Below are 23,758 nucleotides of genomic sequence, written 5' to 3'. Positions count from 1 at the left end.
GCTTCACGGTGCGGACAGAGCATCATGCAGATATTGTGGTAAGGCGAAGGCCGCCGTATGGATTGCCGGATTGTAGTAACGGCAGGTCAGGTTGGCTTTGTGAAAGCGCGCCTGAATGATTTCGCTGGAAAGATGGCGCAGCGCCTCGTTGTCGCTCGCCCAGGCAAAGGTCATGATCCCGCCGTAATAGGTCGGAATCGCCGCCTGGTAGAAGCTGACGTCGCGAAAATAGTGGCTCAGCTTACGATGACTGCCCACCGCTTCGTCCTGCTGCAAGAAGCAGACGCCGTTCTGCGCAACGAAAATTCCTCCCGGCTTCAGGCAGCGTTTGCAGCCTTCATAAAAAGCCGAGGTGAAGAGGCTTTCCCCCGGGCCGATAGGATCGGTACAGTCCGAAATGATCACGTCAAACGTTTGCGTCGTCTGGTTAACAAAATTGACGCCATCATCAATCACCAGCGTAAAGCGCGGATCGTCATAGGCGCCGGCGCTATGGTTGGGCAGGTACTGGCGGCAGAATGAGACCACTCCGGCGTCGATTTCCACCATGGTGATACTTTCGATGCTGCGGTGACGAGAGACTTCGCGCAGCATCGCGCCATCGCCGCCGCCGATGATCAGGACATGCTTGGCGTTGCCGTGAGCCAGCAGCGGCACGTGGGTCATCATTTCGTGATAGATAAACTCATCGCGTTCGGTGGTTTGCACGACGCCATCCAGCGCCATCACCCGGCCAAAGGCGCGGTTGTCAAAGATGATCAGATCCTGATGATCGGTTTTTTCGTGGTACAGCACGTTATCAACGCTAAAGTACTGACCAAAATGGTCATGCAGCGTTTCATGCCACAGTGGATTATCGGCCACGGTGAGGCTCCTCCTTCGTTAACATCTGTTACACCCGTAAAACGAGTGCAACATCATAGACAACTATAGATGAGGATGCACGGCGGTTATTGCAGCAATGCGGCAGGAATAACAGCACCGCCCGGAGAGGGCGGTGGGGAGACAGGGCTATTTTGCCGGCGCGGGTTGGCTATCCACTATCCGCACGGAATAGACCATGGTGGCGCCTGGGGGGATCTTCGGTGGCAACCCTTTACTGCCATAGGCTTTGTCGGGCGGGACGACCAGCGTCACGGAGCCGTGGTTCTGCAGGCGCTTCAGCGGCCCGCGAAATATCGGGGGATAGGCATCCAGTTTCTGGGTAAGCGCCTGATCTTTCGTCTCCATATCATTGATCACCGTTCCGTCCGTCAGCATCTCTTTGATCACCACGGTCACCAGATCGTTGCCGCTAATTTTTCCTTTACCCGGGTAATCGATACGGCTGTAGACGCCCTCTTTGAAGACCACACCTTTTTTGCGCGCAAACGCCTGCTGGTATTTCTGACCGGCGCTGATGTTTTTCTGCTCGATTTTATTCAGGTTCTGGAAAACCTGCTGTGAAATGTCAAACAGCGCTTTGTTACGCTCCTGTTCGCCGAGGCGAAGCTGGCCGCTGAAAGCATCTTCGATGCCCTGCAGCACCAGGCCAGCGTCGACGTTAACCCCCTGAGTGCGACGAGTCGTGAGGACATTAAGCGCCTCTGTACCCATCGAGGCGCCGATGGCGTAAGCCTGCTGTTCACCTGGCGCGCTGAGTTTGGCGGCGGTTTTGCCGGTGGTATTTCTCGGCGGGACCGTCAGCTGCGTCCGCAGCAGCTGGATTTCATCCTCTTTCATCCGCAGCTGGGCGTTATCTTTGTCCGCCTGCAGGCGATAGGCCGCCACTATGGCCGCCGTCTCGGAGGGCTCATCTTTTACCGCCACGGCGGCATCGGCGCGGCTCGATGGCGCTTTTTCCACCGCGGCGAGCCGGTTAGCCAGCAACTGCTTATCGGCGTTAAGGGCTTTGACCTGGTCGAGGGCGGTCTGCTGCGTCTTCTCTGCCGCGGCGAGCCGGTTAGCCAGCGTCTGCTTATCGGCGTTAAGGACTTTGACCTGATCAAGGGCGGTCTGCTGCGTCTTTTCTGCCGCGGCGAGCCGGTTAACCAGCGACTGCTTATCGGCGTTAAGGGCTTTGACCTGGTCGAGGGCGGTCTGCTGCGTCTTCTCTGTCGCGGCGAGCCGGTTTGTCAGCGACTGCTTATCGGCGTTAAGGGCTTTAACCTGGTCGAGGGCGGTCTGCTGCGTCTTCTCTGCCGCGGCGAGCCGGTTAGCCAGCGACTGCTTATCGGCGTTAAGGGCTTTGAGCTGCTCGAGAGCGGTCTGCTTCTCTTTTTCCATCACGGCCAGCCGGGTGGTTAACGACTGCTTGTCGGCGGCGAGGGCTTTTGCGTGGTCAGGAGCGGCCTGCTGCACTTTTTCCATCGCGGCCAACCGGGTAGCGAGCGTCTGTTTATCCGTATTCAGAGCGGTGAGGCTGGCGCTGAGCCGTTTATTTTCAGCTTCGGCTTTCTGAAGCTGTGACGTTAATTGTTGGATCTGCTGCAGCGCGGCGGCCTGATTTTGCTGCAGAATAGTATTCTGGGCTGTACTTTCTTTTTTAATTAACGCCTCATTTTTCGCGGTGGCGGCGGTTAAGGCGACCTGTAATTCTTTTATTTTTTTATTTAATGCCGCTTGCTCATTTGCGATGGAGGTTTCGGTGGCCGGAGTGTTAGCAAGCTGTTTTTTTAATTGCTGAATAGTTTTATCTTTTTTTTCAATGGTCGCCTGCTGGCTGGCGATTCTTTTTTGCATTTGCGCGGTATTAGGCGTCTTTTTTTTATTATCCGCATTTTGACGATCGCCTGACGTTTGCTTTGCGGTTGCAGCATCGCTTTTTTCATGCGCCTGGGTTTGCTGCTGGGCGTAGTCAAGAAACGCCGGCGCGGCGCCGGCGAAGAACGGTGTTGAAAGCGCCAGCGCCGCGACGAGCATCAGCAGGGGCGCGTTGAGGGTCAGCGTGGCGGCTCTGTTCATGGCTGTTTGCTTTCACCCCGCTGTACCAGGCTATCGATCAGCGTTTTCTGGATATCGGCGCATAGTTTGATGGATTTAAACTGATACATGGAGTCAATGCCAAGCCGGGTGGGATCCGCCACTTTCTCGCGCACGCTGTTGTATTGTGATGCCGCACGCACTAAGGCATTGAAGTCATTGCTGAGTTTGGTTGCCTGCTGTGGGTTAACCTCTTTTAGCGAGTCCAGCGCCTGTCGGCAGGATTCAATGCGCGCTTGTTCGCTAGCCGCGCGCTCCTGCTCTGCCTGCTGCTGTGACGTTAGCGGAGTGGTGAGCGGTTTTACCTGCTGGCGAGAGGCGGTATTGCTACAGCCGGCTAATAACATAGCGGCGAGTGGAATAATACGAAGAGTCAGCGAGATATTCACAATTTCAGTCCATGAAGTAGATATATTTTCAACGGATTCTAAAAGGCTGATTTTTATTTTGCAATATATCACTAGGGATATTTTATTGCTTTTTTTCTGGAAAGACTGTTAGTACGGGTTTAATTTATTTATTGGATTGATGTATTGCGATATATATAAGGTTTATTTTATATAAAATAATAATTGTAAATATTAGAGGCGGGTGAGGAGGGGAAAAGCGCGGCGCGTTGCCGCCCGCGCGGGAAATTATTTGACGTAAGCCAGCAGGCTAAGTGAATCGCGGGCCAGCGCTTTACATTTTTTCGCCGTCGGAAGGTTAATGCCGCTGAGATCGCGATAGCTGTCTTCGCCAAGCGCTTTCATGTTGTAGCTGTCGTAGTTGCTCAGGTCCCACTGGTTCTGTTGGGCAAAGAACACCAGAGCGCGCCGGATCTGTGTGTTGGGCAGGTTCTGGTAGCCACAGTCATTTTTCAGAAACACAAAAACCGCGGTTAAATCAGCCATGTCTTCCGCTTCGGATTCGCTGAGCGCGTAGCTGTTGGCGGAGAGAGTAAGCAGGCTGCCGAGTACCATTGTTCTGAAAAGCGTCTTCATTTTTTCTACCGTTAGATCACCGACGCTTCAAATTAGCATACTTCTTTACACAGCGCCGATCTTTATTCTCACTCTTCTGCTTGACCTTCCCGTTACGGTAGGGTTTAAGCTCAAATATTCGCCCGCAGAATAAAAGGATGTGAATATGCAACGTCGAGACTTCCTCAAACTGACCGCCGCGGTCAGCATGGCCAGCGCGTTACCGCTTTGGAGCCGTGCGGTCTTTGCAGCCAGTCGCCCGGCCCTGCCGGTACCGTCGCTGTTGACGGCCGATGCGCGCAACCGTATCGCGCTGACCATCCAGGCGGGCAAAACGCAATTTGGCGGGATGAACGCCACCACATGGGGGTATAACGGCTCGCTGCTGGGGCCCGCGCTGCAGCTGACGCAGGGGAAGACCATCACGGTGGACATTACTAACCAGCTGGCAGAAGAGACCACGCTGCACTGGCATGGTCTGGAGGTCCCGGGCGAGGTCGACGGGGGACCGCAGGGGGTTATCGCCCCGGGCTCCACTCGGACGGTGAGCTTCACGCCAACGCAACGGGCGGCCACCTGCTGGTTTCACCCCCATCAGCACGGGACCACCGGTCGGCAGGTGGCGATGGGGCTGGCGGGGCTGGTGCTGATCGAGGATGAAGAGAGCGGACGCCTGCTGTTGCCGAAGCAGTGGGGAATCGATGATGTACCGGTTATCGTACAGGACAAGAAGTTTACCGCCGCTGGCGAAATTGATTATCAGCTGGATGTCATGAGCGCCGCCGTCGGCTGGTTTGGCGATACGCTGTTGACCAATGGCGCTCTCTATCCTGAACATGCCGCCCCGCGCGGCTGGCTACGTCTGCGCTTGCTGAACGGCTGTAATGCCCGTTCCCTCAATTTTGCGACCAGCGATAAGCGCCCGCTGTACGTGGTGGCCAGCGACGGCGGTCTGCTGGCGGAGCCGGTGAAGGTCAATGAACTGCCGGTCTTGATGGGGGAGCGTTTTGAGGTGCTGGTGGACACCAGCGACGGTAAACCTTTTGATCTGGTGACCCTGCCGGTGAGCCAGATGGGCATGGCCATTGCGCCTTTCGATAAACCACAGCCGGTACTGCGCGTCCAGCCGCTGGTCATTCCTGCCTCCGGCAAGCTGCTGGATACCCTGGCCGCTCTGCCGGCGCTACCGTCCCTGACGGGGCTGACGCAGCGTCAGCTCCAGCTGTCGATGGATCCGATGCTTGACAGGATGGGCATGCAGGCGCTGATGGAGAAATATGGCGATCAGGCGATGGCCGGAATGGATCACGGCATGATGGGGCACGGCGGGATGGGCGACATGGGGAGTATGCACCACGGCGACATGAGCAACATGAACCACGGGTCCGGCATGAATCATGGTATGTCGTCGGCTAAGGGGTTTGATTTCCATAACGCCAACCGCATCAACGGCAAAGCCTTCGACATGAATGTGCCGATGTTTGCCGCCGCCAGAGGAGAGTATGAACGCTGGGTCATCTCCGGCAAGGGCGACATGATGCTGCATCCGTTCCACATTCACGGCACCCAGTTCCGCATCCTTAGCGAAAACGGCAAGCCGCCAGCGGCGCATCGTAGCGGCTGGAAAGACACCGTTCGTGTGGAAGGGGACGTGAGTGAAGTATTAGTGAAGTTTGATCATCCGGCGCCGAAGGAGTTTGCCTATATGGCCCACTGCCACCTGCTGGAACATGAAGACACCGGGATGATGTTGGGGTTCACGGTTTAGGGCGGTATAGCCCTGGCGCGTGGAAATAGGGGATCAAGACAAAAAAAACGGCAACTTTCGTTGCCGTTTTGCGTTTTATTTCGCCTCATCCGGGAGCGCATAGGCGACGATATAATCGCCCATTTTTGTGCCGAACGAGCCGTGACCGCCGGCAGAGATGACAACATACTGTTTGCCATTCACTTCGTAAGTCATCGGAGTCGCCTGGCCGCCGGCTGGCAGACGGGCTTCCCACAGTTTCTCACCATTGCTCATATTGTACGCGCGCAGGTAGTTATCCGCGGTCGCGCCGATGAACAGGACGTTACCCGCCGTGGAGATTGGCCCACCCAGCATCGGCATACCCATGGTGAACGGCAGTTTAACCGGCATCGGGAACGGCAGGCTATCCTGCGGAGTACCGATACGTTTTTTCCATACCACTTCGTTGGTTTTTAGATCCAGCGCGGAGATATAGCCCCATGCCGGCTGTTTGCACGGCAGGCCGAACGGCGACAGGAACGGGTTCAGGGTGACGCCGTAAGGGACACCGTACTGCGGCTGCACGCCGGACTCGGTGCCTGAGCCTTTCGCATCTTTCGGCGGTTCCATTGGGTTACCCGGGCCGCGTGGGATCAGTTTAGAGACGAACGGCAGCGCCATTGGGTTGGCGATAGCCACCTGACGGTTCGGATCGACGGAGATGCCGCCCCATTCAAACATCCCCAGGTTACCCGGGAAGACGAGGGTGCCCTGCTCAGACGGCGGGGTAAAGATACCTTCATAGCGCATCTGGTGGAAAATCACGCGGCACACCAGCTGGTCGAACATGGTGGCGCCCCACATGTCCGCGCCGGTCAGATCTTTCTTCGGACGGAAGCTCAGATCGGAGAAGGGCTGGGTTTTGGCCACATAATCGCCTTTGGCGGCGCCCTGCGGGACCGGTTTTTCCGGGGCCGGGACCACCAGCTCGCCGTTACGACGATCCAGCACGAAGATGTTGCCGGTTTTCGCCGGAGCATAGATGACCGGCACGGTTTTGCCATTGACTTCAATGTCAGCCAGCGTCGGCTGAGAAGGCATGTCCATATCCCACAGGTCGTGGTGGACGGTCTGGTAGCTCCAGGCCAGTTTACCGGTGGTGGCGTTCAGCGCGACAATCGAGCTGGCATAGCGCTCTTGCTCCGGCGTGCGGTTGCCGCCCCAGATATCCGGAGTGGTCACGCCCATCGGCAGATAGACCAGATCCAGTTTGGCGTCGTAGGCGGCAGGCGCCCAGGAGTTCGGTGAGTTGAGCGTGAAGTGATGCTCATCGCTTGGGATGGCGTTCGGATCTTTCGCGCCTGGATCGAAGGCCCACAGCAGTTTCCCGGTATTCACATCAAAACCGCGGATCACGCCTGACGGCTCACGGGTAGAGAAGTTATCGGTGACTGCGCCGGCAATCACGATGGTCTTATCGGTGATAATCGGCGGGGAAGTGGGTTCATACATGCCCGGCGTGGTCACTGGCATATTGGTCTGCAGGTTGAGAATACCTTTGTTGGCAAAGGTTTCGCACAGCTTACCGTTGTCGGCGTTTACTGCGAACAGGCGACCATCGTTCACCGGCAGGATAATGCGGCGCGGACAGTCGGCCACGACGTCAGCAGGGGCGTTATCCGCTTTCGCTTCGTGATACGAGACACCGCGGCAGGTGACGTGCTGGAATGACGGGTCGGCGTTCAGCTGCGGGTCAAAATGCCATTTCTCTTTACCGGTGGCGGCGTCAAGCGCGAACAGGCGCTGATGGGCGGTACACAGGAAGAGCGTGTCGCCGACTTTAATCGGTGTCACTTCGTTAGTGATTTCACCCGGATCGTTCGGCTGTTTCAGGTCGCCGGTGCGGAACACCCAGGCTTCCTTCAGGTTCTTCACGTTGTCGGCGTTAATCTGCTTCAGCGGGGAGAAGCGCTGACCTTCCTGGTTGCGGCCATAGGCCGGCCAGTCGCCGTCGGCAACGTTGGAGATCGGCGCGGCCGGGGTGGCGTCGGCGCTCAGGGTGCCGTTGATCTCCTGCGGGTCGTTAAAACCAGCCCAGGTCAGCATGCCGCCGCTGATCAGCAGGGCGACGACCAGCGCGCCTACGGCGCCAGCGGAAGGCACCGGCAGACGACGCCAGACAAAAGGCAGGATCAGCCAGATACCAAAGAAGACGAGGATGTCGCTACGCGGCGTCAGCGCCCAGAAGTCGAAGCCGACTTCCCAGACGCCCCAGATCATGGTCGCCAGCAGCAGCGCGGCGTACAGCCACAGCGCAGCGCGCTTGCCGCGCAGCAGCATCACGGTCACGCCCAGCATCACCAGACCGGCGATGGGGTAGTACCAGGAGCCGCCAAGCACGACCAGCCATGCTCCGCCGATTAAAAGATAGAGGCCGCAGAACGCTGCAAATAGCGCAGTCAGCGTCACCAGGAGCCTTGATTGTTGAGACTTTGTTTCAGCCATAGAAAGTTACTCATGTGTTTGTTAATTTTTTAACTGCAATTAATTATAGGATTTAACAAGTGTGATCGGAATCACAAATATGGCTTTATTAATCCCTGCACCGCAGATTTCTTTTTGCTGGTATACTGGATGGCTTGCCGGTCATCGTCGGGGCGAAAGCAGCGGCTTTGATGATTTATATTTAGAATCAAATGGTTAGTCTTATGAAACATACTGTAGAAGTGATGATCCCGGAATCCGAGATCAAAGCGCGCATCGCGGAACTGGGTCGTCAAATCAACGAACATTATCAGGACAGCGGCAGCGAAATGGTGCTGGTGGGGCTGCTGCGCGGCTCGTTTATGTTCATGGCCGACCTGTGCCGTGAAGTGCAGGTGCCGCATGAAGTCGATTTTATGACCGCCTCGAGCTACGGCAGCGGCATGTCCACCACCCGTGATGTGAAAATCCTCAAAGATCTGGACGAAGACATCCGTGGTAAAGACGTACTGATCGTGGAAGACATTATCGACTCCGGCAATACCCTGTCTAAAGTGCGTGAGATCCTCAGTCTGCGCGAGCCGAAGTCGCTGGCCATTTGTACGCTGCTGGATAAACCAAGCCGCCGTGAAGTGAATGTCCCGGTTGAGTTCGTCGGTTTCGCCATTCCGGACGAGTTCGTGGTGGGCTACGGTATCGACTACGCTCAGCGCTACCGCCATCTGCCGTATATCGGCAAAGTCACCCTGCTGGACGAGTAAGGGGATATTCCACTCAGGCGCGCGCCGCTCGCGCCTGAGTGGCTAAGTCTGAAGGCTATTTGTGGTTGATGTGCTTGATCTTGAGGTTGGAGATCCCGTGGCGATAGCGCTGTTCGAGGGTTTCCCGGCTCACGGCGGTGACATCCAGATCGCGCAGCAGTCCGTCGTGAATCCCGTAAGCCCAGCCGTGGATGGTCACCTTCTGTCCGCGCTTCCACGCGGATTGCATAATCGTCGAATGTCCCAGGTTGTATACCTGCTCCATCACGTTCAGTTCACAAAGGGTATCCAGACGGCGCTCCTCCGGCATTTCCCCCAGCAGCGAGCTGTGTTTAAACCAGATATCGCGGATATGCAGCAGCCAGTTGTCGATGAGCCCCAGCTCCGGGTTCTCCACCGCCGCCTGCACGCCGCCGCAGCCGTAGTGGCCGCAGATAATGATGTGCTCAACTTCAAGGACATCGACGGCATACTGCACCACCGACAGGCAGTTGAGGTCGGTGTGGATCACCAGATTCGCCACGTTACGATGCACAAACAGTTCGCCTGGCTCCAGGCCGGTGAGTCGCTCTGCGGGAACGCGGCTGTCAGAACAGCCAATCCACAGGAAGCGCGGTTTCTGCGTTTGCGACAGTTTCTCAAAAAAGCCGGGGTCCTCTTCCACCAGCATTTTTGACCATAGTGCATTGTTGCTGATGAGTGTATCTATATCATTCATGGACGTTATCGGCCTGTAACCAAGTAAGTGCGTTGCGCTAATATAGGGTAAGCTCACCTTTTTTAAAACCATCTTAACCCGTGATACTTCCGGCTGCAGATGCGCTGTCCGCGACAGTACAGCGCAAACGTCAGTCAGGCGGGTTAATGACGTGTCATGACACGAGAAGAGATATTTAATGACCATTGCTCTGGAATTAAAACAGCTCAAAAAAACCTACCCCGGCGGGGTTCAGGCACTGCGGGGAATCGACCTGCAGGTTGAAGCGGGGGATTTCTATGCCCTGCTGGGCCCGAACGGGGCGGGAAAATCCACGACGATCGGCATCATCAGCTCGCTGGTGAACAAAACCTCCGGTCAGGTCAATGTCTTTGGCTACGATCTGGAGAAAGATGTCGTCAACGCCAAGCGCCAGCTTGGCCTGGTGCCGCAGGAGTTTAACTTTAACCCGTTCGAGACCGTGCAGCAGATCGTCGTTAACCAGGCGGGCTACTACGGCGTTGAGCGTAAAGAAGCCATCGCCCGCAGCGAAAAGTACTTAAAACAGCTCGATCTATGGGAAAAACGCAGTGAACGCGCGCGGATGCTCTCCGGCGGGATGAAGCGCCGCCTGATGATCGCTCGCGCGTTGATGCATGAGCCGAAGCTGCTGATCCTCGACGAGCCGACCGCCGGCGTCGATATCGAACTCCGCCGCTCGATGTGGGGCTTCCTCAAGGATCTCAACGATCGCGGAACCACCATTATTCTGACCACCCACTATCTCGAAGAGGCCGAAATGTTGTGCCGCAACATCGGCATCATCCAGCACGGTACCCTGGTGGAAAACACCTCGATGAAAGCGCTGCTGTCGAAGCTGAAGTCAGAGACCTTTATTCTCGACCTCGCGCCAAAAAGCCCGGTACCGAAGCTCGAGGGCTACCAGTATCAGCTGGTCGATACCTCGACGCTGGAAGTGGAGGTCCTGCGCGAGCAGGGGATTAACAGCGTCTTCGCGCAGCTGAGCGCCCAGGGGGTGCAGGTACTGAGTATGCGTAACAAAGCCAACCGTCTGGAAGAGCTGTTTGTCACCCTGGTGCATGAGCGAAAAGGAGAGTCAGCATGATGCAGCTTTATTGGGTCGCGCTGAAAAGCATCTGGACCAAAGAGATCCACCGTTTTATGCGCATCTGGGTGCAGACGCTGGTGCCGCCGGTGATCACCATGACCCTGTACTTCGTGATTTTCGGCAACCTGATCGGCTCGCGCATCGGCGAGATGCATGGCTTTACCTATATGCAGTTTATCGTGCCGGGCCTGATCATGATGGCGGTGATCACCAACGCTTACGCCAACGTCGCCTCGTCGTTCTTCAGCGCCAAGTTTCAGCGCAACATTGAGGAGCTGCTGGTGGCACCGGTGCCGACGCACGTGATTATCGCCGGCTACGTGGGCGGCGGGGTGGCGCGCGGGCTGTGCGTGGGCATCCTGGTGACCGCGGTGTCGCTGTTCTTTGTGCCGTTCCAGGTTCACTCCTGGCTGTTTGTCGCCCTGACGCTGCTCCTTACCGCGGTGCTGTTCTCGCTGGCCGGGCTGCTGAACGCGGTGTTTGCCAAGACCTTCGATGACATCAGCCTGATCCCGACCTTTGTGCTGACGCCGCTGACCTATCTCGGCGGGGTGTTCTACTCGCTGACCCTGCTGCCGCCGTTCTGGCAGGGGCTGTCGCATCTGAACCCCATCGTCTACATGATCAGCGGTTTCCGCTTCGGCTTCCTCGGTATCAACGATGTGCCGCTGGTGACCACCTTTGCGGTGCTGGTGGTCTTCATCGTCGCCTTCTATCTCCTCTGCTGGTCGTTAATCCAGCGCGGCCGCGGCCTGCGTAGCTGATACTCATCACGGTTAGCGCTTCCGGACGCCAATACGCGAAGCGCTAACCGCTTATCTTTGACCGCCATCACCGATACGCCATCTTCCCCTTGCTACATTGTTGGCTGGCTAAGGAGGGAAGCATGCTTGGTTGGGTCATTACCTGCCACGATGAGCTGGCGCAGGAGATGCTGGATCGTCTTGAACAAAAATTTGGTCCACTGGCCCAGTGCCGGGCGGTCAATTACTGGCGCAATCTCAGCAGCAATATGTTGAGCCGGATGATGTGCGATGCGCTGCATGCCACCGACTCCGGGGACGGGGTCATTTTCCTTACCGACAGAACCGGCGCGGCGCCTTATCGGGCCGCGGCGCTGATGAGCCACAAACATACCCACTGCGAAGTGATCTCCGGCGTCAGCTATTCATTACTTGAGCGAATGTATCTGCTGCGGAATACGTTAAGCAGCGAGGCGTTTCGCCAGGCTATCGTCAGCGCGGGCGGTCCGATGGTGAGCAGCCTGTGGCATCAGCAGCAGAAGAACCCCCCGTTCCGGTTGCGTCATGATACCTTTGGAAATTAAGCAGCGGGACAGATGCCGCTTTTGTTACAATAACCGCCGTTGATGGTTTACCGGTTCGATGCGCATGCTTGCCCGATTTTTTACTCTGCTTCTTTTACTGACCTCACTCAGCGCCTCCGCCAGTCTGCTTAGCCAGCAGGGCGAGCCTGTGCGCTATATGCAAACCACCGAAGACGCGGTTATCTGGGCGCAGGTGGGGAACCATGTGGTCAGCGTCGGCAATGTGCGTGCCGGGCAAATCCTCGCGGTTGTCCCGACGGCGGCTGATTACTATGAGTTTCGCTTCGGCTTCGGCACCGGGTTTATTGACAAGGGCCATCTGGAGCCAGTGCAGGGTAAGCAGCGGGTGGAGGACCGTCTTGGGGATCTCAATAAGCCGCTGAGTAACCAGAATTTACTCACCTGGAAAGATACGCCGCTCTATGACGCTCCCTCTGTGAGTAGCGCGCCGTTCGGCACGCTGGCCAATAATCTGCGCTATCCGATCCTCAGCAAGCTGAAGGACCGGCTCAATCAGACCTGGTTTCAGATCCGCATTGGCGACCGGCTGGCGTGGGTCAGCAGTCTGGATGCGCAGGAGGATAACGGGATCCCCGTGCTGACCTATCACCATATTCTGCGTGACGAAGAGAACACCCGTTTCCGCCATACCTCGACCACCACCTCGGTACGCGCCTTTAATAACCAGATGACCTGGCTGCGGGATCAGGGTTATACCACGCTGACCCTCTATCAGCTGGAAGGCTACGTGCGCAATAAAATCAACCTTCCGGCGCGGGCAGTCGCCATCACCTTCGATGACGGCTTGAAATCGGTAAATCGCTACGCCTATCCGGTGCTGAAACAGTATGGCTTCCACGCCACCGCCTTTATTATTTCATCGCGTATTAAGCGTCATCCGCAGCAATGGGATCCGAAATCGCTGCAGTTCATGAGCATTTCTGAGCTCCGGCAGATCCAGGACGTCTTTGACATTCAGTCGCATACCCACTTTCTCCACCGGGTGGACGCCAGCCGGCGGCCGATCTTATTCAGCCGCAACTACCATAATATTCTGTTTGATTTTGCCCGCTCGCGCCGGGCGCTGAGCCAGTTTAATCCACATGTGCTCTACCTTTCCTATCCCTTCGGCGGCTATAACGCCACGGCGGTGCAGGCGGCGAATGACGCCGGGTTTCATATGGCGGTGACGACGGTGCGTGGGAAGGTGAAGCCGGGGGACAATCCGTTTCTGCTAAAGCGGTTATATATCTTACGCACGGATTCGCTGGAGACGATGTCGCGGCTGATCAGTAACCAGCCGCAGGGGTAAACTTCGGCGCTGCGCCTGAGCGCGGCGCCGTGGTCATCAGGCGACCTGCACCGGAATCGCTTTTGCCTGGCGCTTCATTTCGTTGTCGCCTTCGAAGTAGGCGATGTTGGGCTGCCAGCGGCGCGCCTCTTCGTCAGACATGGTGACGAAGCTGGCGATGATCAGGATATCGCCGACGCTGGCGCAGTGCGCGGCGGCGCCGTTAACGGAGATGATTCTGGAGCCCCGCTCGGCGGCAATGGCGTAGGTGGAGAAACGGTTGCCGTTGGTGACGTTCCAGAGGTGAATGGTTTCATTCTCCAGAATACCGGCCGCATCCAGGAAGTCCTGGTCAATGGCGCAGGAACCTTCATAGTGCAGGTCAGCCTGCGTCACTTTTACGCGGTGGAGCTTGCCCTGCAGCATATTACGCATCATAACTTCTACCCTTCAACCTTAATGTAGCAGAGCGGACACGACGTCCGCCCTGAGAAAAGCCCGGGCAAGTATTGCCCGATTTTTACCCGCTGTCTACTGACCGAGCGTGACGATCTGGTTGTCGATCAGGCGGGCCTGACCGAGCCAGGCGGCCATCAGGATCACCGCGCGCTGGCTGGCGTCGGTCAGTTCAAGCAGGGTGTCGGCATCGCGGATCTGAATGTCGTCGGCGCGGAAACCTTTCTCGTTCAGCTCCTGTTCGGCGATAGCGATGATCTCGTCGAGCTGACGGTCGCCGGCGGCCAGTTTTTCCGCCACCGCGCTCAGCACTTTATACAGGCCGGGAGCGATTTTGCGCTGGTCGGTGGTCAGGTAGCCGTTACGCGAGCTTAGCGCCAGGCCATCCTTGGCGCGGACGATCGGCACGCCGATAATATCGATATCGTAGCCCATGTCGGCAACCATCTTGCGGATCAGCGCCAGCTGCTGGAAGTCTTTCTCGCCAAAGCAGGCGACGTCAGGCTGAACCAGGTTAAACAGCTTACTGACGATGGTCGATACGCCGCGGAAATGGCCCGGGCGGCTGGCGCCTTCCAGCATGGTGGACAGGCCGGGGACGTCGACGTAGGTCTGGCCTTCGGTGCCCTGCGGGTAGACTTCCGCCGGCGTCGGCGCGAAGACAAAATCGACATGACGCTTGTTCAGCTTTTCACAATCATCCTGTAGGGTGCGCGGGTAGCGCGCCAGGTCATCGGCGCGGTCAAACTGCATCGGATTGACGAAAATACTGACCACCACCACGTCCGCGCTGGCTTTGGCTTCATCAACCAGCTTCATATGACCATCATGCAGGTTGCCCATCGTCGGGACCAGCGCGATACGCTTGCCTTCCTGACGCAGACGGCGGATATGCTGACGCAGCAGCAGCACGGATTCTATAATCAGCACAACAAGACTCCTTAATGGAAACTGTGTTCTTCGCCCGGATAGACCCCGGATTCGACTTCGGCAATATACTGCCGCACCGCGGCGCGGATGTCGCCCGCCTCGGCAAGGAAATTCTTGGCAAATTTCGGAATGTGGCCGCCGGTAATGCCGAAAGCGTCATGCATCACCAGGATCTGCCCATCGGTGACGTTGCCCGCGCCGATACCGATCACCGGAATGGTCAGGGCTTCGGTGATGCGTTTCGCCAGGGCGACCGGGACACACTCCAGCACCAGCAGTTGCGCGCCTGCCGCTTCCAGCGCTAACGCGTCTTCAAACAGGGTCTGCGCCGCATCGCCGCGTCCCTGCACTTTATAGCCACCGAAGACGTTCACCGACTGCGGCGTCAGGCCGAGATGGCCGCAAACCGGCACCGCGCGTTCCGCCAGCATCTTCACGGTCTCGGCCAGCCAGGCGCCGCCTTCGAGTTTGACCATATTGGCGCCAGCGCGCATCACGACGGCGGCATTTTCGAAGGCCTGCTCCGGCGTGGCGTAGGCCATAAACGGCAGGTCGGCGAGCAGCAGGCTGTTCGGCGCGCCGCGGCGGACGGCGCGGGTGTGATAGGCGATATCTTCTACGGTGACCGGCAGGGTGGAGTCGTGACCCTGCACCGTCATTCCCAGCGAGTCGCCCACCAGCAGCACATTAATGCCTTCATCGGCGAACAGCTTCGCGAAGCTATGGTCGTAGGCGGTAATGGTGGCAAAGCGCTTCTTTTCCTGTTTGCATTTCTGCAGCAGGGCAATGGTGGTCGGTTTCATAACATTTCCTGATGATGAAAGTCATATTAACCGGCATTCTAACAGCAGCATTCAGAGGGGCAATGATTTTGGGCAACCGATTACGACGATCGCCGCAAATGCTAAAAAAGGAGAGGGAATTACCAGATAGCGGGCTTTGCCGCGCCGAGATCATCCAGCACGGCGCGCAGCGCCATGCCGTCAGGAAAGTGGAGGTCCGGGGCGATCTCGAACAGCGGCCAGAGCATAAAGCCGCGGTTTCTCATATCGTAGTGCGGAACGGTCAGGCGCTCGCTGTTAATGAGCGCATCGCCAAACAGCATAATGTCGAGATCGAGGGTGCGCGGCCCCCAGCGTTCGGCTTTGCGCACCCGACCCTGCTGCAGCTCAATGCGCTGGGTGTGATCGAGCAGCGCCTCAGGGGACAGCGTGGTTTCCAGCGCGACGGCGGCGTTGAGATAGTCTGGCTGATCCTGCGGGCCCAGCGGCGGCGTGCGGTAGAACGAAGAGACGTTCACCACGCGGCTGTGCGGAATTTCGCCCAAGGCGTGGATAGCCGCCTGCACCTGCGCCAGTGGCGAAGCGAGGTTACTGCCGAGGGCGATATAGGCCAGGGTCATGCGTTACCCTGGCGTGGCGCGCGCTTGCGCGGACGGCGGTGGCGACGGCGCGGCGCCGGATCGTCCCCGAGGTCGTTGAGCATATCTTTTTGCGCCGGCGGCGCGGCGACCTGAAATTCGCCCCACCATTTGGTCAGACGCTGCAGTTCGCCGTTGTTTTCAGCGCCAGCGCGTAGCTCCAGCAGATCGTAGGCGGCGCGGAATTTCGGATGCTCCATCAGCTTCCAGGCGCGTTTGCCCTGGCGACGGGACATGCGCAGCTGCAGCTGCCAGATATCGCGGATCAGGGTGGTGATGCGCTTAGGGATCGCCAGCGTACGGCAGGCTTCGTCCAGTACGTCGTTCATCGCCAGGGCGAAGGCGTCATAGTACGCCAGACCGCTCTCCTGGGCGATTTTCTGCGCCGTCTCCAGCAGCGGATACCAGAACATCACTGCGAACAGGAAGGCCGGATTGACGCGCATGTCGTTACGAATGCGGGTATCGGTGTTCTTCAGCACCTGGTTGATGATCCGCTCCATCGGGCTATCGCCGCGCTCGGTAAAGTAGCGGGTGATGGTCGGGAACAGCGGCTGGAACAGGTTGTATTCCCGCAGCAGCAGGTAGGTCTGATAGCCATGCCCGGCCTGCAGCAGCTTGAGCACTTCTTCGAACAGGCGCGCCGGCGGCACGTCGTGGAGCAGGGCGGCCAGCCGCGGCAGCGGTTCGGCCGTTTCCGGACTGATGGTCATATCCAGCTTGGCGGCGAAGCGCACCGCGCGCAGCATGCGTACCGGATCCTCGCGATAGCGGGTTTCCGGATTGCCGATCAGGCGGATCACGCCGTCCTGCAGATCCTTCATGCCGCCGACGTAGTCGCGAACGGTAAAGTCCGCCACGCTGTAATAGAGGCTGTTGATGGTGAAGTCGCGACGCTGGGCGTCCTCTTCGATCGAGCCGAAGATATTATCACGCAGCAGCATGCCGTTCTGGCCCCGCTGGGAGGTGACGCGATCGGTAGTGTGCCCTTCGTGATGGCCACGGAAGGTAGCGACCTCAATAATTTCCGGCCCGAACATGACGTGCGCGAGGCGGAAACGGCGCCCGACCAGACGGCAGTTGCGGAACAGCTTGCGCACCTGATCCGGCGTGGCGTTGGTCGTGACGTCAAAATCTTTTGGCTTTTTGCCAAGCAGCAGGTCGCGGACGCCGCCGCCGACCAGCCAGGACTCGTAGCCCGCCTTGTTGAGGCGGTACATGACCTTGAGGGCGTTTTCACTGATATCTTTGCGGGAAATAGCATGCTGCTCACGCGGGATCACCGTCATAGGCGTTGGTTCGACGGCGGCTTCTGCCTCGCGCTCCTCACGGCTTAGCACCTTACGGCAAAAATTAGCGACTCGGGTAAAAATGGTGCACCTCGTAGTGTCAGACGGACTTCAGATCAACTGTACAGTGTAAAAATAGCGGCTAATCATAGCTCAGCGGGAGCCATTTGAGAATGCTCGATTTTCGCCGGCTGCCAGTTGGCGACGGCCTGGGCGAGTAAATCATCGATGCTCAGGGCCTGCCACTCCCCGGCGATCTCCTGATTCAGAAAGCGGAGCGCCCGGACGATTTCGGGGCGCGGATCGCCTTCCGGCAGCGCCGGCGCGTGGTTTTGTTTAGAGAGCTTATTGCCGTCGGCATTGAGGGCCAGCGGCAGATGGAGGTAGTCCGGTGCCTGCCAGCCAAAATGCTGATACAGCGAAATCTGCCGCACCGTCGGCTCAATCAGATCGGCGCCGCGGACGATCTCGGTGATCCCCTGAAAGTGGTCATCGACCACCACCGCCAGGTTGTAGGCAAACAGTCCATCGCGACGGTGGATAATAAAATCTTCTCGCGCCAGCGGCTCGTTGGCGACCAGCGTGCCGCGCAGGCGGTCGGTGAACTGCAGAACCGGACGGGTCTGGCGCAGACGCAGCGCGGCGTTTTCCGCCCCCAGCCCAAGGTCGCGGCAGTGACCATCATAGATCCCGCCTACGGCGTGGATACGCGCGCGGGTGCAGGTGCAGTAGTAGCTCAGCCCTTGCTCGCTCAGCCAGGCCAGCGCCTCGCGGTAGGCTTCGTGCCGTTGCGACTGCCAGATCACCTCGCCGTCCCAGTGCAGACCATAGTGGTCGAGCTGGCGCAGGATGGTGTCGGCGGCCCCGGGGACTTCGCGCGGCGGGTCGATATCTTCAATACGAACGCGCCAGATACCCTGGTTCGCGCGGGCCTGCAGGTAGCTGCCGAGCGCGGCGATCAGAGAGCCGAAGTGGAGTTCGCCGGAGGGGGAGGGAGCAAAGCGCCCTATATAGCGTGAGTCAGTCATGGTACGGACAACAGAACCAGGCGGGAGAGACTCCCGCCAGAGAGTGAGGCAGCAGGGGATTAGCCCGCCATCTGTTTTTCGCGAATTTCCGCCAGGGTTTTGCAGTCAATGCACAGATCCGCTGTCGGACGCGCTTCCAGACGGCGAATGCCGATCTCCACGCCGCAGGATTCGCAGTAGCCGAAGTCTTCGTCTTCAACTTTTTTCAGCGTTTTCTCGATCTTTTTGATCAGTTTACGTTCGCGGTCGCGGTTACGCAGCTCCAGGCTGAACTCTTCTTCCTGGGCGGCACGGTCTACCGGGTCCGGGAAGTTAGCAGCTTCATCCTGCATGTGCGATACGGTGCGATCCACTTCATCCCTGAGTTGATTACGCCATGCTTCAAGAATACGCTTGAAGTGCGCCAGCTGGGCTTCGTTCATATACTCTTCGCCCGGTTTCTCTTGGTACGGCTCCACCCCAGCGATGGCGAGAATACTCAGGGACGATGTTTTACGGTTTTGCCCTTCTTGCATGTTGCTTCTCCTTAACACGCACTATCGATCCCCATGTGGGGGAAAATCAGGCCGCTATAAATAGCAGATGCTTTTCCGGATAGCAATTATCTAAACGTTACACTTGACAACCCTGTGAAGAAAAGCGTATTCGCGCTTGCGACCCGAACACTATTTAGCCACTTATTTACCGGGGTTTAACACCACGGCGATCGGCTTATTCAGAGTCATCCTCGTCGTAGAAAGTTCCGCTTTCCAGGCGAGAATTTCCACCCCCTTGTCGCGGGCTTCTGTTAACAGCTGTGCGTATCTGGCATCAATATGATGCGCGGGAGAGAAACGGTCAATTGCCGAATGCAGGACGGCAAATAAAATCACCGCGCGGTCGCCATTTGCCGCGACGGCCATCAGCTCCCGCAGGTGCTTCTGACCGCGCGTGGTCACCGCATCGGGAAAATAACCGTATTCTTTCTCCGCCAACGTAACCGATTTCACTTCAATATAGCAGTTTTGGCGATCATCTGCCTGTAACATAATATCGATACGGCTATTCTCTGCGCCATATTTCACTTCGCTTTTCAGCTGGTTATAGCCTGAAAGTTCAGGGATTATTCCGGCGGAAATCGCCTCTTTCGCCAGCGTATTCGCGCGCAGCGTATTGACGCAAATAACGGCGCCCTGCTGCGTTTCAGTTAATTCCCAGGTGTGGGCATATTTGCGCTTCACATTATCAGAGGTGGAATACCAGACGGTGTCGCCCGGGGCGGCGCAGCCGGTCATCGCCCCGGTATTCGGGCAGTGGAGCGTCAGCTCGCGGCCATCGGGGGTCACCACGTCGGCAAGAAATCGTTTGTAACGTTTAAGCAAAATGGAGGGTTGCAACGGCGGATCAAACTGCATCAACTTTCCTTATCAAACGGATAATGTTCCAGCGCCGTGTAGCGCGTGCGCCCCCGGCTAAAGCTGGATTCATAGAGCACGAACTCGTTCACCGGAAACGTCCAGCGAAAGCCGGGCGGCGGGATCGGCACCGCCTGACGGGCATCGCGCCACAGGGTAATGTGCGGATGAAACGGCTGCGGACTCTGATAGCAGCCGCTGCGCGCCGCCTGAGCGCGCAGCATACTGGCAAGCTGCAGCAGGCCGCGCGGTGGCTGACGGGTCCCGAGCCAGACCACCCGCGAACGCAGCCACTGTCCGGCATCGTCCAGCGTCAGGGTAAAGCCCGGCTGCTGGAGGCGGCCGGCGAGGGCAGACAGCGCCCGCTGTTTTTCCGCGCTCACCTCGCCGAGAAACGCCAGCGTCAGATGAAGGTTATCCGCCGCGACGGGCCTGCCGGCATCCTCAGGGAAGTGCGTTGCCCGCCACTGAACAATCTGTTTGCGGACGGCAGGCGGCAGTTCAATCGCAAAAAACAGCCTTTTCGGCTCAGACATGATAGAGACTCGGTAATGAATTAGGGGGATGCTACAATGCGAGCCCCTGAATGTTAACCCCCGGAGCCTTTTGTGTCCTCATTGCCGGTTGCCGCCGTCCTCCCAGAACTGTTATCCGCCCTGCAGCATGCGCCGCAGGTTTTGCTCAACGCGCCGACCGGCGCCGGGAAGTCGACCTGGCTGCCGCTGCAGATCCTCGCTGAGGGTAACATCGCGGGACGCATTATCCTGCTGGAGCCTAGGCGTCTGGCGGCGCGCAATGTCGCGCAGCGGCTGGCTGAACTGCTCGGCGAAAAGCCAGGGGAGACCGTGGGTTACCGCATGCGTGCCGAAACCTGCGTCGGGCCACAGACCCGCCTGGAGGTGGTCACGGAGGGGATCCTGACGCGCATGATCCAGCGCGATCCCGAGCTGACGGGCGTGGGGCTGGTGATCCTCGATGAGTTTCACGAGCGCAGCCTGCAGGCGGATCTGGCGCTGGCCCTGCTGCTTGATGTCCAGCAGGGGTTACGTGACGATCTCAAACTGCTCATCATGTCGGCGACCCTTGATAACGATCGCCTGCAGCGTCTGCTGCCTGAGGCGCCGGTGGTGGTCTCGGAGGGGCGCGCTTATCCGGTGGAGCGTCGCTTCAGCCCGCTCTCCGCGCACCAGCGTTTTGATGAGGCGGTGGCGATAGCGGCGGCGGAGCTCCTGCGGCATGAACAGGGATCGATGCTGCTGTTTCTGCCCGGCGTCGGCGAGATCCAGCGCGTTCAGGAACAGCTGACGGAGCGTGTGGCGGAGGATGTCATCCTCTGCCCGCTGTATGGCGCTTTGCCCCTAAGCGAGCAGCGCAAAGCGATCCTCCCGGCGCCGGCCGGGAAGCGCAAAGTGGTGCTGGCCACCAACATTGCTGAGACCAGTTTAACCATCGAGGGCATCCGCCTGGTGGTCGACACCGCCCAGGAGCGCGTTGCCCGCTTTGACCCGCGCACCGGCCTGACCCGGCTGGTGACGCAGCGCATCAGCCAGGCATCGATGACCCAGCGCGCTGGACGCGCCGGTCGTCTCTCCCCGGGGATCTGCCTGCATTTGCTCGGCAAAGAACAGGCCGAACGAGCGGCGGCGCAGAGCGAACCGGAGATCCTGCACAGCGATCTGTCGGCGCTGTTGCTGGAGCTGCTGCAGTGGGGTTGCCACGATCCGGCCTCGCTGGCCTGGCTGGATCAGCCGCCGGCGGTGAACCTGGCTGCCGCGCGCCGCCTGCTGGAGGCGCTCTCGGCGCTGGACGGCGAGCGGCTGTCGGCGTTTGGCCGCAAAATGGCCACCCTCGGCAACGAGCCCCGGCTGGCGGCGATGCTGGCCGCTGCGCAGACCGATGACGAAGTGGCGACGGCGGCCAGGCTGGCGGCGATCCTTGAGGAGCCGCCGCGCGGCGGGCTGGTGGATTTGGGCGCCGTCTTTTCCCGTCAGCAGGCCAACTGGCAGCAGCGCGCGCAGCAGCTGATGAAGCGTCTGGCCTGCCGCAGCGGCCAGCCCGATGCGGGACGAATGGCTGCGCTCCTGGCGTCGGCCTTCGCCGACCGCATCGCCCGCCGCCGCGGTCAGGAGGGACGCTATCAGCTGGCGAACGGTATGGGCGCGATGCTGGACGCCGACGACGCGCTGGGCCGCCATGAGTGGCTGATCGCTCCGCTGCTGCTGCAGGGCAGCGCCTCACCGGATGCCCGCATGCTGCTGGCTCTGCCGGTGGATATCGGCGAGCTGATCGCCGCCCGTCCCGAGCTGGCGCAGCGTTCCGACACGGTGGAGTGGGATGAAGCGCAGGGGACGCTGAAAGCCTGGCGGCGGACGGTGACGGGCCAGCTGGTGATTAAGACCCAGCCGCTGGCGAAGCCCTCTGAGGCGGAGCTGCATCAGGCGATGCTCAACGGGATTCGTGAGAAAGGCCTCGGTGTGCTCAACTGGACGCCAGAGGCCGAGCAGCTGCGGCTGCGGCTGCAGTGTGCGGCGCAATGGCTGCCGGAAGAGGCGTGGCCCGCGGTGGATGACGCTTCGCTGCTGGCCTCGCTGGAGGCATGGCTGCTGCCGCAGATGAACGGCGTTCACTCGCTGCGGGCGCTGAAGGCGCTGGATCTGCGGCAGGCGCTCCAGGACTGGCTGCCGTGGCCGCTGCGCCAGAAGCTGGATCGCGAGCTGCCGACGCACTATACCGTGCCGACCGGCAGCCGTCTGGCTATCCGTTACCATGCGGAGAACCCGCCGGCGCTGGCGGTGCGTATGCAGGAGATGTTCGGCGAGGCCACGACGCCGGTTATCGCCGAGGGGCGAGTGCCACTGGTGCTGGAGCTGCTGTCGCCCGCTCAGCGTCCGTTGCAGATCACGCGCGATCTCAGCGCCTTCTGGCAGGGGAGCTACCGTGAGGTACAGAAAGAGATGAAGGGACGCTATCCGAAACACGTCTGGCCGGACGATCCGGCCAACGCCGCCCCGACCCGACGCAGCAAAAAATATTCGTAGCCCCAGGCGCCGGGCGGCATTCTGCCCGGCCAGTCGAACCACTCACGCTAGACCATCTGCTGCCAGAGAAAAACGCCCCCTCCCGCCAGCGCCAGCCAGGGGCCGAAGGCCAGCGGCTGCTGCAGCGACTGCCGGGTCCACAGGCGCTGCAGCAGGGTCCACATCAGCCCGCTGGCCGAGGCGAACAACAGCACCTGCGGCAGAGCCTGCCAGCCGCACCAGGCGCCCAGCGCCGCCAGCAGCTTAAAATCGCCATAGCCCAGAGCCTCTTTGCCGGTCAGCAGGCGGAACAGCCAATAGACCGACCACAGTGCCAGATAACCAGCCATCGCCCCGGCGACCGCGTCCGGCAGCGCAATGTACACCTCGTTAAGATTAAACAGCAGTCCGGCCCACAGCAGGGGCAGGGTCAGGCGATCGGGCAGCAGCTGGGTCCGGGCATCAATCCGCGCCAGTATCAGCAGAAAGGAGAGCAGCACCAGGCCGCCCGCCAGTGCCAGTCCCGGCGCGAGCAGCGCCCCGGCGAGGATAAACAGCAGGCCGGTGGTCAGCTCGGTCAGCGGATAGCTCCACGAGATGCGCGCCTGACAGCAGCGGGCGCGACGGCCTAGCCAGAGGAAGCTGAGCAGCGGGATATTGTCCCGCCAGGCGATCGGCTGGCGACACTGCGGACAGGATGAGCCCGGCGTGCTGAGGGTTAGCGGCTCGTCGTCCGCGGTCTGGGCCAGCATGCGCGGCAGACGGTAGATCACCACGTTGTAAAAGCTGCCCAGCGCCAGGCCGAACAGCAGCAGAAAGCCATACCAGACAAGGGGGAAATGCAGCGATAATGCGGCTAATGTCGTCATTTTTGCTCCTTTAA

At 59.1% G+C, this 23,758-nt stretch carries 24 protein-coding genes; 8 read left to right on the top strand and 16 right to left on the bottom strand.

The genetic code is table 11. From position 1 onward, the window contains the following. Positions 1–3: 3 nt before the first annotated feature. The 4 genes from speE to GT756_RS21040 all read right to left on the bottom strand — a co-directional run bounded on the left by speE (position 4) and on the right by GT756_RS21040 (position 3,944). Entirely contained in the window at positions 4–864 is an 861-nt protein-coding gene (gene speE / locus GT756_RS21055; protein ID WP_032455562.1) for a polyamine aminopropyltransferase, read from the bottom strand. A 147-nt stretch (positions 865–1,011) separates the two neighbouring features. Beyond that, positions 1,012–2,265: an FKBP-type peptidyl-prolyl cis-trans isomerase N-terminal domain-containing protein gene (locus GT756_RS26000; RefSeq protein WP_174562451.1), complete on the bottom strand. Its 1,254-nt coding sequence runs from the start codon at positions 2,263–2,265 to the stop codon at positions 1,012–1,014. 674 nt (positions 2,266–2,939) lie between these two features. Then, the gene (locus GT756_RS21045; protein WP_004204380.1) at positions 2,940–3,350 is read right to left on the bottom strand and encodes a hypothetical protein; all 411 of its coding nucleotides are present in this window, start codon (positions 3,348–3,350) and stop codon (positions 2,940–2,942) included. Between the two features lie 246 nt (positions 3,351–3,596). Next, positions 3,597–3,944, bottom strand: coding sequence for a YacC family pilotin-like protein (locus GT756_RS21040; protein WP_004204381.1), 348 nt, complete (start codon positions 3,942–3,944; stop codon positions 3,597–3,599). A gap of 145 nt (positions 3,945–4,089) precedes the next feature. Here GT756_RS21040 and cueO point away from each other — a divergent pair, with 145 nt between their 5' ends. Next, positions 4,090–5,691 (top strand): multicopper oxidase CueO, encoded by a 1,602-nt coding sequence (gene cueO / locus GT756_RS21035; protein ID WP_049116607.1) that lies wholly within the window; start codon positions 4,090–4,092, stop codon positions 5,689–5,691. A gap of 75 nt (positions 5,692–5,766) precedes the next feature. Here cueO and GT756_RS21030 read toward each other — a convergent pair whose 3' ends face one another. Beyond that, entirely contained in the window at positions 5,767–8,157 is a 2,391-nt protein-coding gene (locus tag GT756_RS21030) for a glucose/quinate/shikimate family membrane-bound PQQ-dependent dehydrogenase (RefSeq protein ID WP_023319745.1), read from the bottom strand. 79 nt (positions 8,158–8,236) lie between these two features. Between GT756_RS21030 and GT756_RS25995 the strand changes: the two genes are divergently transcribed. Together GT756_RS25995 and hpt are read left to right on the top strand one after the other, a co-directional pair. Beyond that, entirely contained in the window at positions 8,237–8,356 is a 120-nt protein-coding gene (locus GT756_RS25995; protein ID WP_032426021.1) for a hypothetical protein, read from the top strand. A gap of 4 nt (positions 8,357–8,360) precedes the next feature. Further along, positions 8,361–8,897 carry a hypoxanthine phosphoribosyltransferase gene (gene hpt / locus GT756_RS21025; RefSeq protein WP_004204384.1) on the top strand — a complete coding sequence of 179 codons (537 nt, stop codon included), beginning with the start codon at positions 8,361–8,363 and terminating at the stop codon, positions 8,895–8,897. Between the two features lie 55 nt (positions 8,898–8,952). On the opposite strand, the gene can is transcribed toward hpt, so the two are convergent. Beyond that, complete coding sequence (can, locus tag GT756_RS21020) at positions 8,953–9,615, bottom strand: carbonate dehydratase (protein WP_004204385.1); 663 nt, start codon at positions 9,613–9,615, stop codon at positions 8,953–8,955. Positions 9,616–9,793: 178 nt separating this feature from the next. Between can and GT756_RS21015 the strand changes: the two genes are divergently transcribed. The 4 genes from GT756_RS21015 to GT756_RS21000 all read left to right on the top strand — a co-directional run bounded on the left by GT756_RS21015 (position 9,794) and on the right by GT756_RS21000 (position 13,362). Further along, positions 9,794–10,720, top strand: a complete 927-nt coding sequence (locus GT756_RS21015; RefSeq protein WP_004204387.1) for an ABC transporter ATP-binding protein — start codon at positions 9,794–9,796, stop codon at positions 10,718–10,720. Beyond that, positions 10,717–11,487, top strand: coding sequence for an ABC transporter permease (locus GT756_RS21010; RefSeq protein WP_004204389.1), 771 nt, complete (start codon positions 10,717–10,719; stop codon positions 11,485–11,487). Before GT756_RS21015 ends, GT756_RS21010 begins: the two co-directional genes overlap by 4 nt. A 122-nt stretch (positions 11,488–11,609) precedes the next feature. After that, the gene (locus GT756_RS21005; RefSeq protein ID WP_004204391.1) at positions 11,610–12,050 is read left to right on the top strand and encodes a PTS sugar transporter subunit IIA; all 441 of its coding nucleotides are present in this window, start codon (positions 11,610–11,612) and stop codon (positions 12,048–12,050) included. Positions 12,051–12,108: 58 nt separating this feature from the next. Further along, positions 12,109–13,362: a polysaccharide deacetylase family protein gene (locus tag GT756_RS21000; protein WP_064178513.1), complete on the top strand. Its 1,254-nt coding sequence runs from the start codon at positions 12,109–12,111 to the stop codon at positions 13,360–13,362. 36 nt (positions 13,363–13,398) lie between these two features. On the opposite strand, the gene panD is transcribed toward GT756_RS21000, so the two are convergent. The 9 genes from panD to thpR all read right to left on the bottom strand — a co-directional run bounded on the left by panD (position 13,399) and on the right by thpR (position 20,394). Next, complete coding sequence (panD, locus tag GT756_RS20995) at positions 13,399–13,779, bottom strand: aspartate 1-decarboxylase (RefSeq protein ID WP_004204397.1); 381 nt, start codon at positions 13,777–13,779, stop codon at positions 13,399–13,401. A 93-nt stretch (positions 13,780–13,872) separates the two neighbouring features. Next, positions 13,873–14,727 carry a pantoate--beta-alanine ligase gene (gene panC / locus GT756_RS20990; protein ID WP_017901162.1) on the bottom strand — a complete coding sequence of 285 codons (855 nt, stop codon included), beginning with the start codon at positions 14,725–14,727 and terminating at the stop codon, positions 13,873–13,875. 11 nt (positions 14,728–14,738) lie between these two features. Beyond that, positions 14,739–15,530: a 3-methyl-2-oxobutanoate hydroxymethyltransferase gene (panB, locus tag GT756_RS20985; protein ID WP_004204400.1), complete on the bottom strand. Its 792-nt coding sequence runs from the start codon at positions 15,528–15,530 to the stop codon at positions 14,739–14,741. A gap of 119 nt (positions 15,531–15,649) precedes the next feature. Next, positions 15,650–16,129 (bottom strand): 2-amino-4-hydroxy-6-hydroxymethyldihydropteridine diphosphokinase, encoded by a 480-nt coding sequence (gene folK, locus GT756_RS20980; RefSeq protein ID WP_017901161.1) that lies wholly within the window; start codon positions 16,127–16,129, stop codon positions 15,650–15,652. Continuing rightward, entirely contained in the window at positions 16,126–17,520 is a 1,395-nt protein-coding gene (gene pcnB, locus GT756_RS20975; protein WP_071592560.1) for a polynucleotide adenylyltransferase PcnB, read from the bottom strand. The genes folK and pcnB overlap by 4 nt, the downstream gene beginning before the upstream one ends. Positions 17,521–17,582: 62 nt before the next feature. Beyond that, entirely contained in the window at positions 17,583–18,464 is an 882-nt protein-coding gene (gene gluQRS / locus GT756_RS20970; RefSeq protein WP_043521996.1) for a tRNA glutamyl-Q(34) synthetase GluQRS, read from the bottom strand. A 59-nt stretch (positions 18,465–18,523) separates the two neighbouring features. Beyond that, positions 18,524–18,979, bottom strand: a complete 456-nt coding sequence (gene dksA / locus GT756_RS20965) for an RNA polymerase-binding protein DksA (RefSeq protein ID WP_002888845.1) — start codon at positions 18,977–18,979, stop codon at positions 18,524–18,526. Positions 18,980–19,141: 162 nt separating this feature from the next. Then, a complete protein-coding gene (gene sfsA / locus GT756_RS20960) occupies positions 19,142–19,858 on the bottom strand; it encodes a DNA/RNA nuclease SfsA (protein WP_160125045.1) in 717 nt (238 codons plus the stop codon). Further along, the gene (gene thpR, locus GT756_RS20955) at positions 19,858–20,394 is read right to left on the bottom strand and encodes an RNA 2',3'-cyclic phosphodiesterase (protein WP_048294182.1); all 537 of its coding nucleotides are present in this window, start codon (positions 20,392–20,394) and stop codon (positions 19,858–19,860) included. The genes sfsA and thpR overlap by 1 nt, the downstream gene beginning before the upstream one ends. A 72-nt stretch (positions 20,395–20,466) precedes the next feature. Here thpR and hrpB point away from each other — a divergent pair, with 72 nt between their 5' ends. Further along, positions 20,467–22,896: an ATP-dependent helicase HrpB gene (hrpB, locus tag GT756_RS20950; RefSeq protein ID WP_032455567.1), complete on the top strand. Its 2,430-nt coding sequence runs from the start codon at positions 20,467–20,469 to the stop codon at positions 22,894–22,896. A 47-nt stretch (positions 22,897–22,943) separates the two neighbouring features. Here the strand turns inward: hrpB and GT756_RS20945 are convergent, their stop codons facing one another. Then, complete coding sequence (locus GT756_RS20945) at positions 22,944–23,744, bottom strand: A24 family peptidase (protein WP_049116597.1); 801 nt, start codon at positions 23,742–23,744, stop codon at positions 22,944–22,946. Between the last annotated feature and the right edge of the window lie 14 nt (positions 23,745–23,758).

The sequence above is a fragment of the Klebsiella sp. Q2 genome, from assembly GCF_009900705.1.
Lineage (GTDB): Bacteria > Pseudomonadota > Gammaproteobacteria > Enterobacterales > Enterobacteriaceae > Klebsiella > Klebsiella quasipneumoniae.
This window is presented reverse-complemented; position numbering and strand designations above follow the sequence as displayed.

Excerpts from the sequence above, each read along its gene's own strand:
- GT756_RS21040 (WP_004204381.1), bottom strand. The coding sequence starts at position 3,944 with ATGAAGACGCTTTTCAGAACAATGGTACTCGGCAGCCTGCTTACTCTC.
- panD (WP_004204397.1), bottom strand. The coding sequence starts at position 13,779 with ATGATGCGTAATATGCTGCAGGGCAAGCTCCACCGCGTAAAAGTGACG.
- sfsA (WP_160125045.1), bottom strand. The coding sequence starts at position 19,858 with ATGCAGTTTGATCCGCCGTTGCAACCCTCCATTTTGCTTAAACGTTAC.
- dksA (WP_002888845.1), bottom strand. The coding sequence starts at position 18,979 with ATGCAAGAAGGGCAAAACCGTAAAACATCGTCCCTGAGTATTCTCGCC.
- panB (WP_004204400.1), bottom strand. The coding sequence starts at position 15,530 with ATGAAACCGACCACCATTGCCCTGCTGCAGAAATGCAAACAGGAAAAG.
- GT756_RS21030 (WP_023319745.1), bottom strand. The coding sequence starts at position 8,157 with ATGGCTGAAACAAAGTCTCAACAATCAAGGCTCCTGGTGACGCTGACT.
- GT756_RS21000 (WP_064178513.1), top strand. The coding sequence starts at position 12,109 with ATGCGCATGCTTGCCCGATTTTTTACTCTGCTTCTTTTACTGACCTCA.
- gluQRS (WP_043521996.1), bottom strand. The coding sequence starts at position 18,464 with ATGACTGACTCACGCTATATAGGGCGCTTTGCTCCCTCCCCCTCCGGC.
- thpR (WP_048294182.1), bottom strand. The coding sequence starts at position 20,394 with ATGTCTGAGCCGAAAAGGCTGTTTTTTGCGATTGAACTGCCGCCTGCC.
- hpt (WP_004204384.1), top strand. The coding sequence starts at position 8,361 with ATGAAACATACTGTAGAAGTGATGATCCCGGAATCCGAGATCAAAGCG.
- GT756_RS21010 (WP_004204389.1), top strand. The coding sequence starts at position 10,717 with ATGATGCAGCTTTATTGGGTCGCGCTGAAAAGCATCTGGACCAAAGAG.
- can (WP_004204385.1), bottom strand. The coding sequence starts at position 9,615 with ATGAATGATATAGATACACTCATCAGCAACAATGCACTATGGTCAAAA.
- GT756_RS25995 (WP_032426021.1), top strand. The coding sequence starts at position 8,237 with ATGGCTTTATTAATCCCTGCACCGCAGATTTCTTTTTGCTGGTATACT.
- GT756_RS21015 (WP_004204387.1), top strand. The coding sequence starts at position 9,794 with ATGACCATTGCTCTGGAATTAAAACAGCTCAAAAAAACCTACCCCGGC.
- GT756_RS21005 (WP_004204391.1), top strand. The coding sequence starts at position 11,610 with ATGCTTGGTTGGGTCATTACCTGCCACGATGAGCTGGCGCAGGAGATG.
- GT756_RS26000 (WP_174562451.1), bottom strand. The coding sequence starts at position 2,265 with ATGGAAAAAGAGAAGCAGACCGCTCTCGAGCAGCTCAAAGCCCTTAAC.
- cueO (WP_049116607.1), top strand. The coding sequence starts at position 4,090 with ATGCAACGTCGAGACTTCCTCAAACTGACCGCCGCGGTCAGCATGGCC.
- folK (WP_017901161.1), bottom strand. The coding sequence starts at position 16,129 with ATGACCCTGGCCTATATCGCCCTCGGCAGTAACCTCGCTTCGCCACTG.
- GT756_RS20945 (WP_049116597.1), bottom strand. The coding sequence starts at position 23,744 with ATGACGACATTAGCCGCATTATCGCTGCATTTCCCCCTTGTCTGGTAT.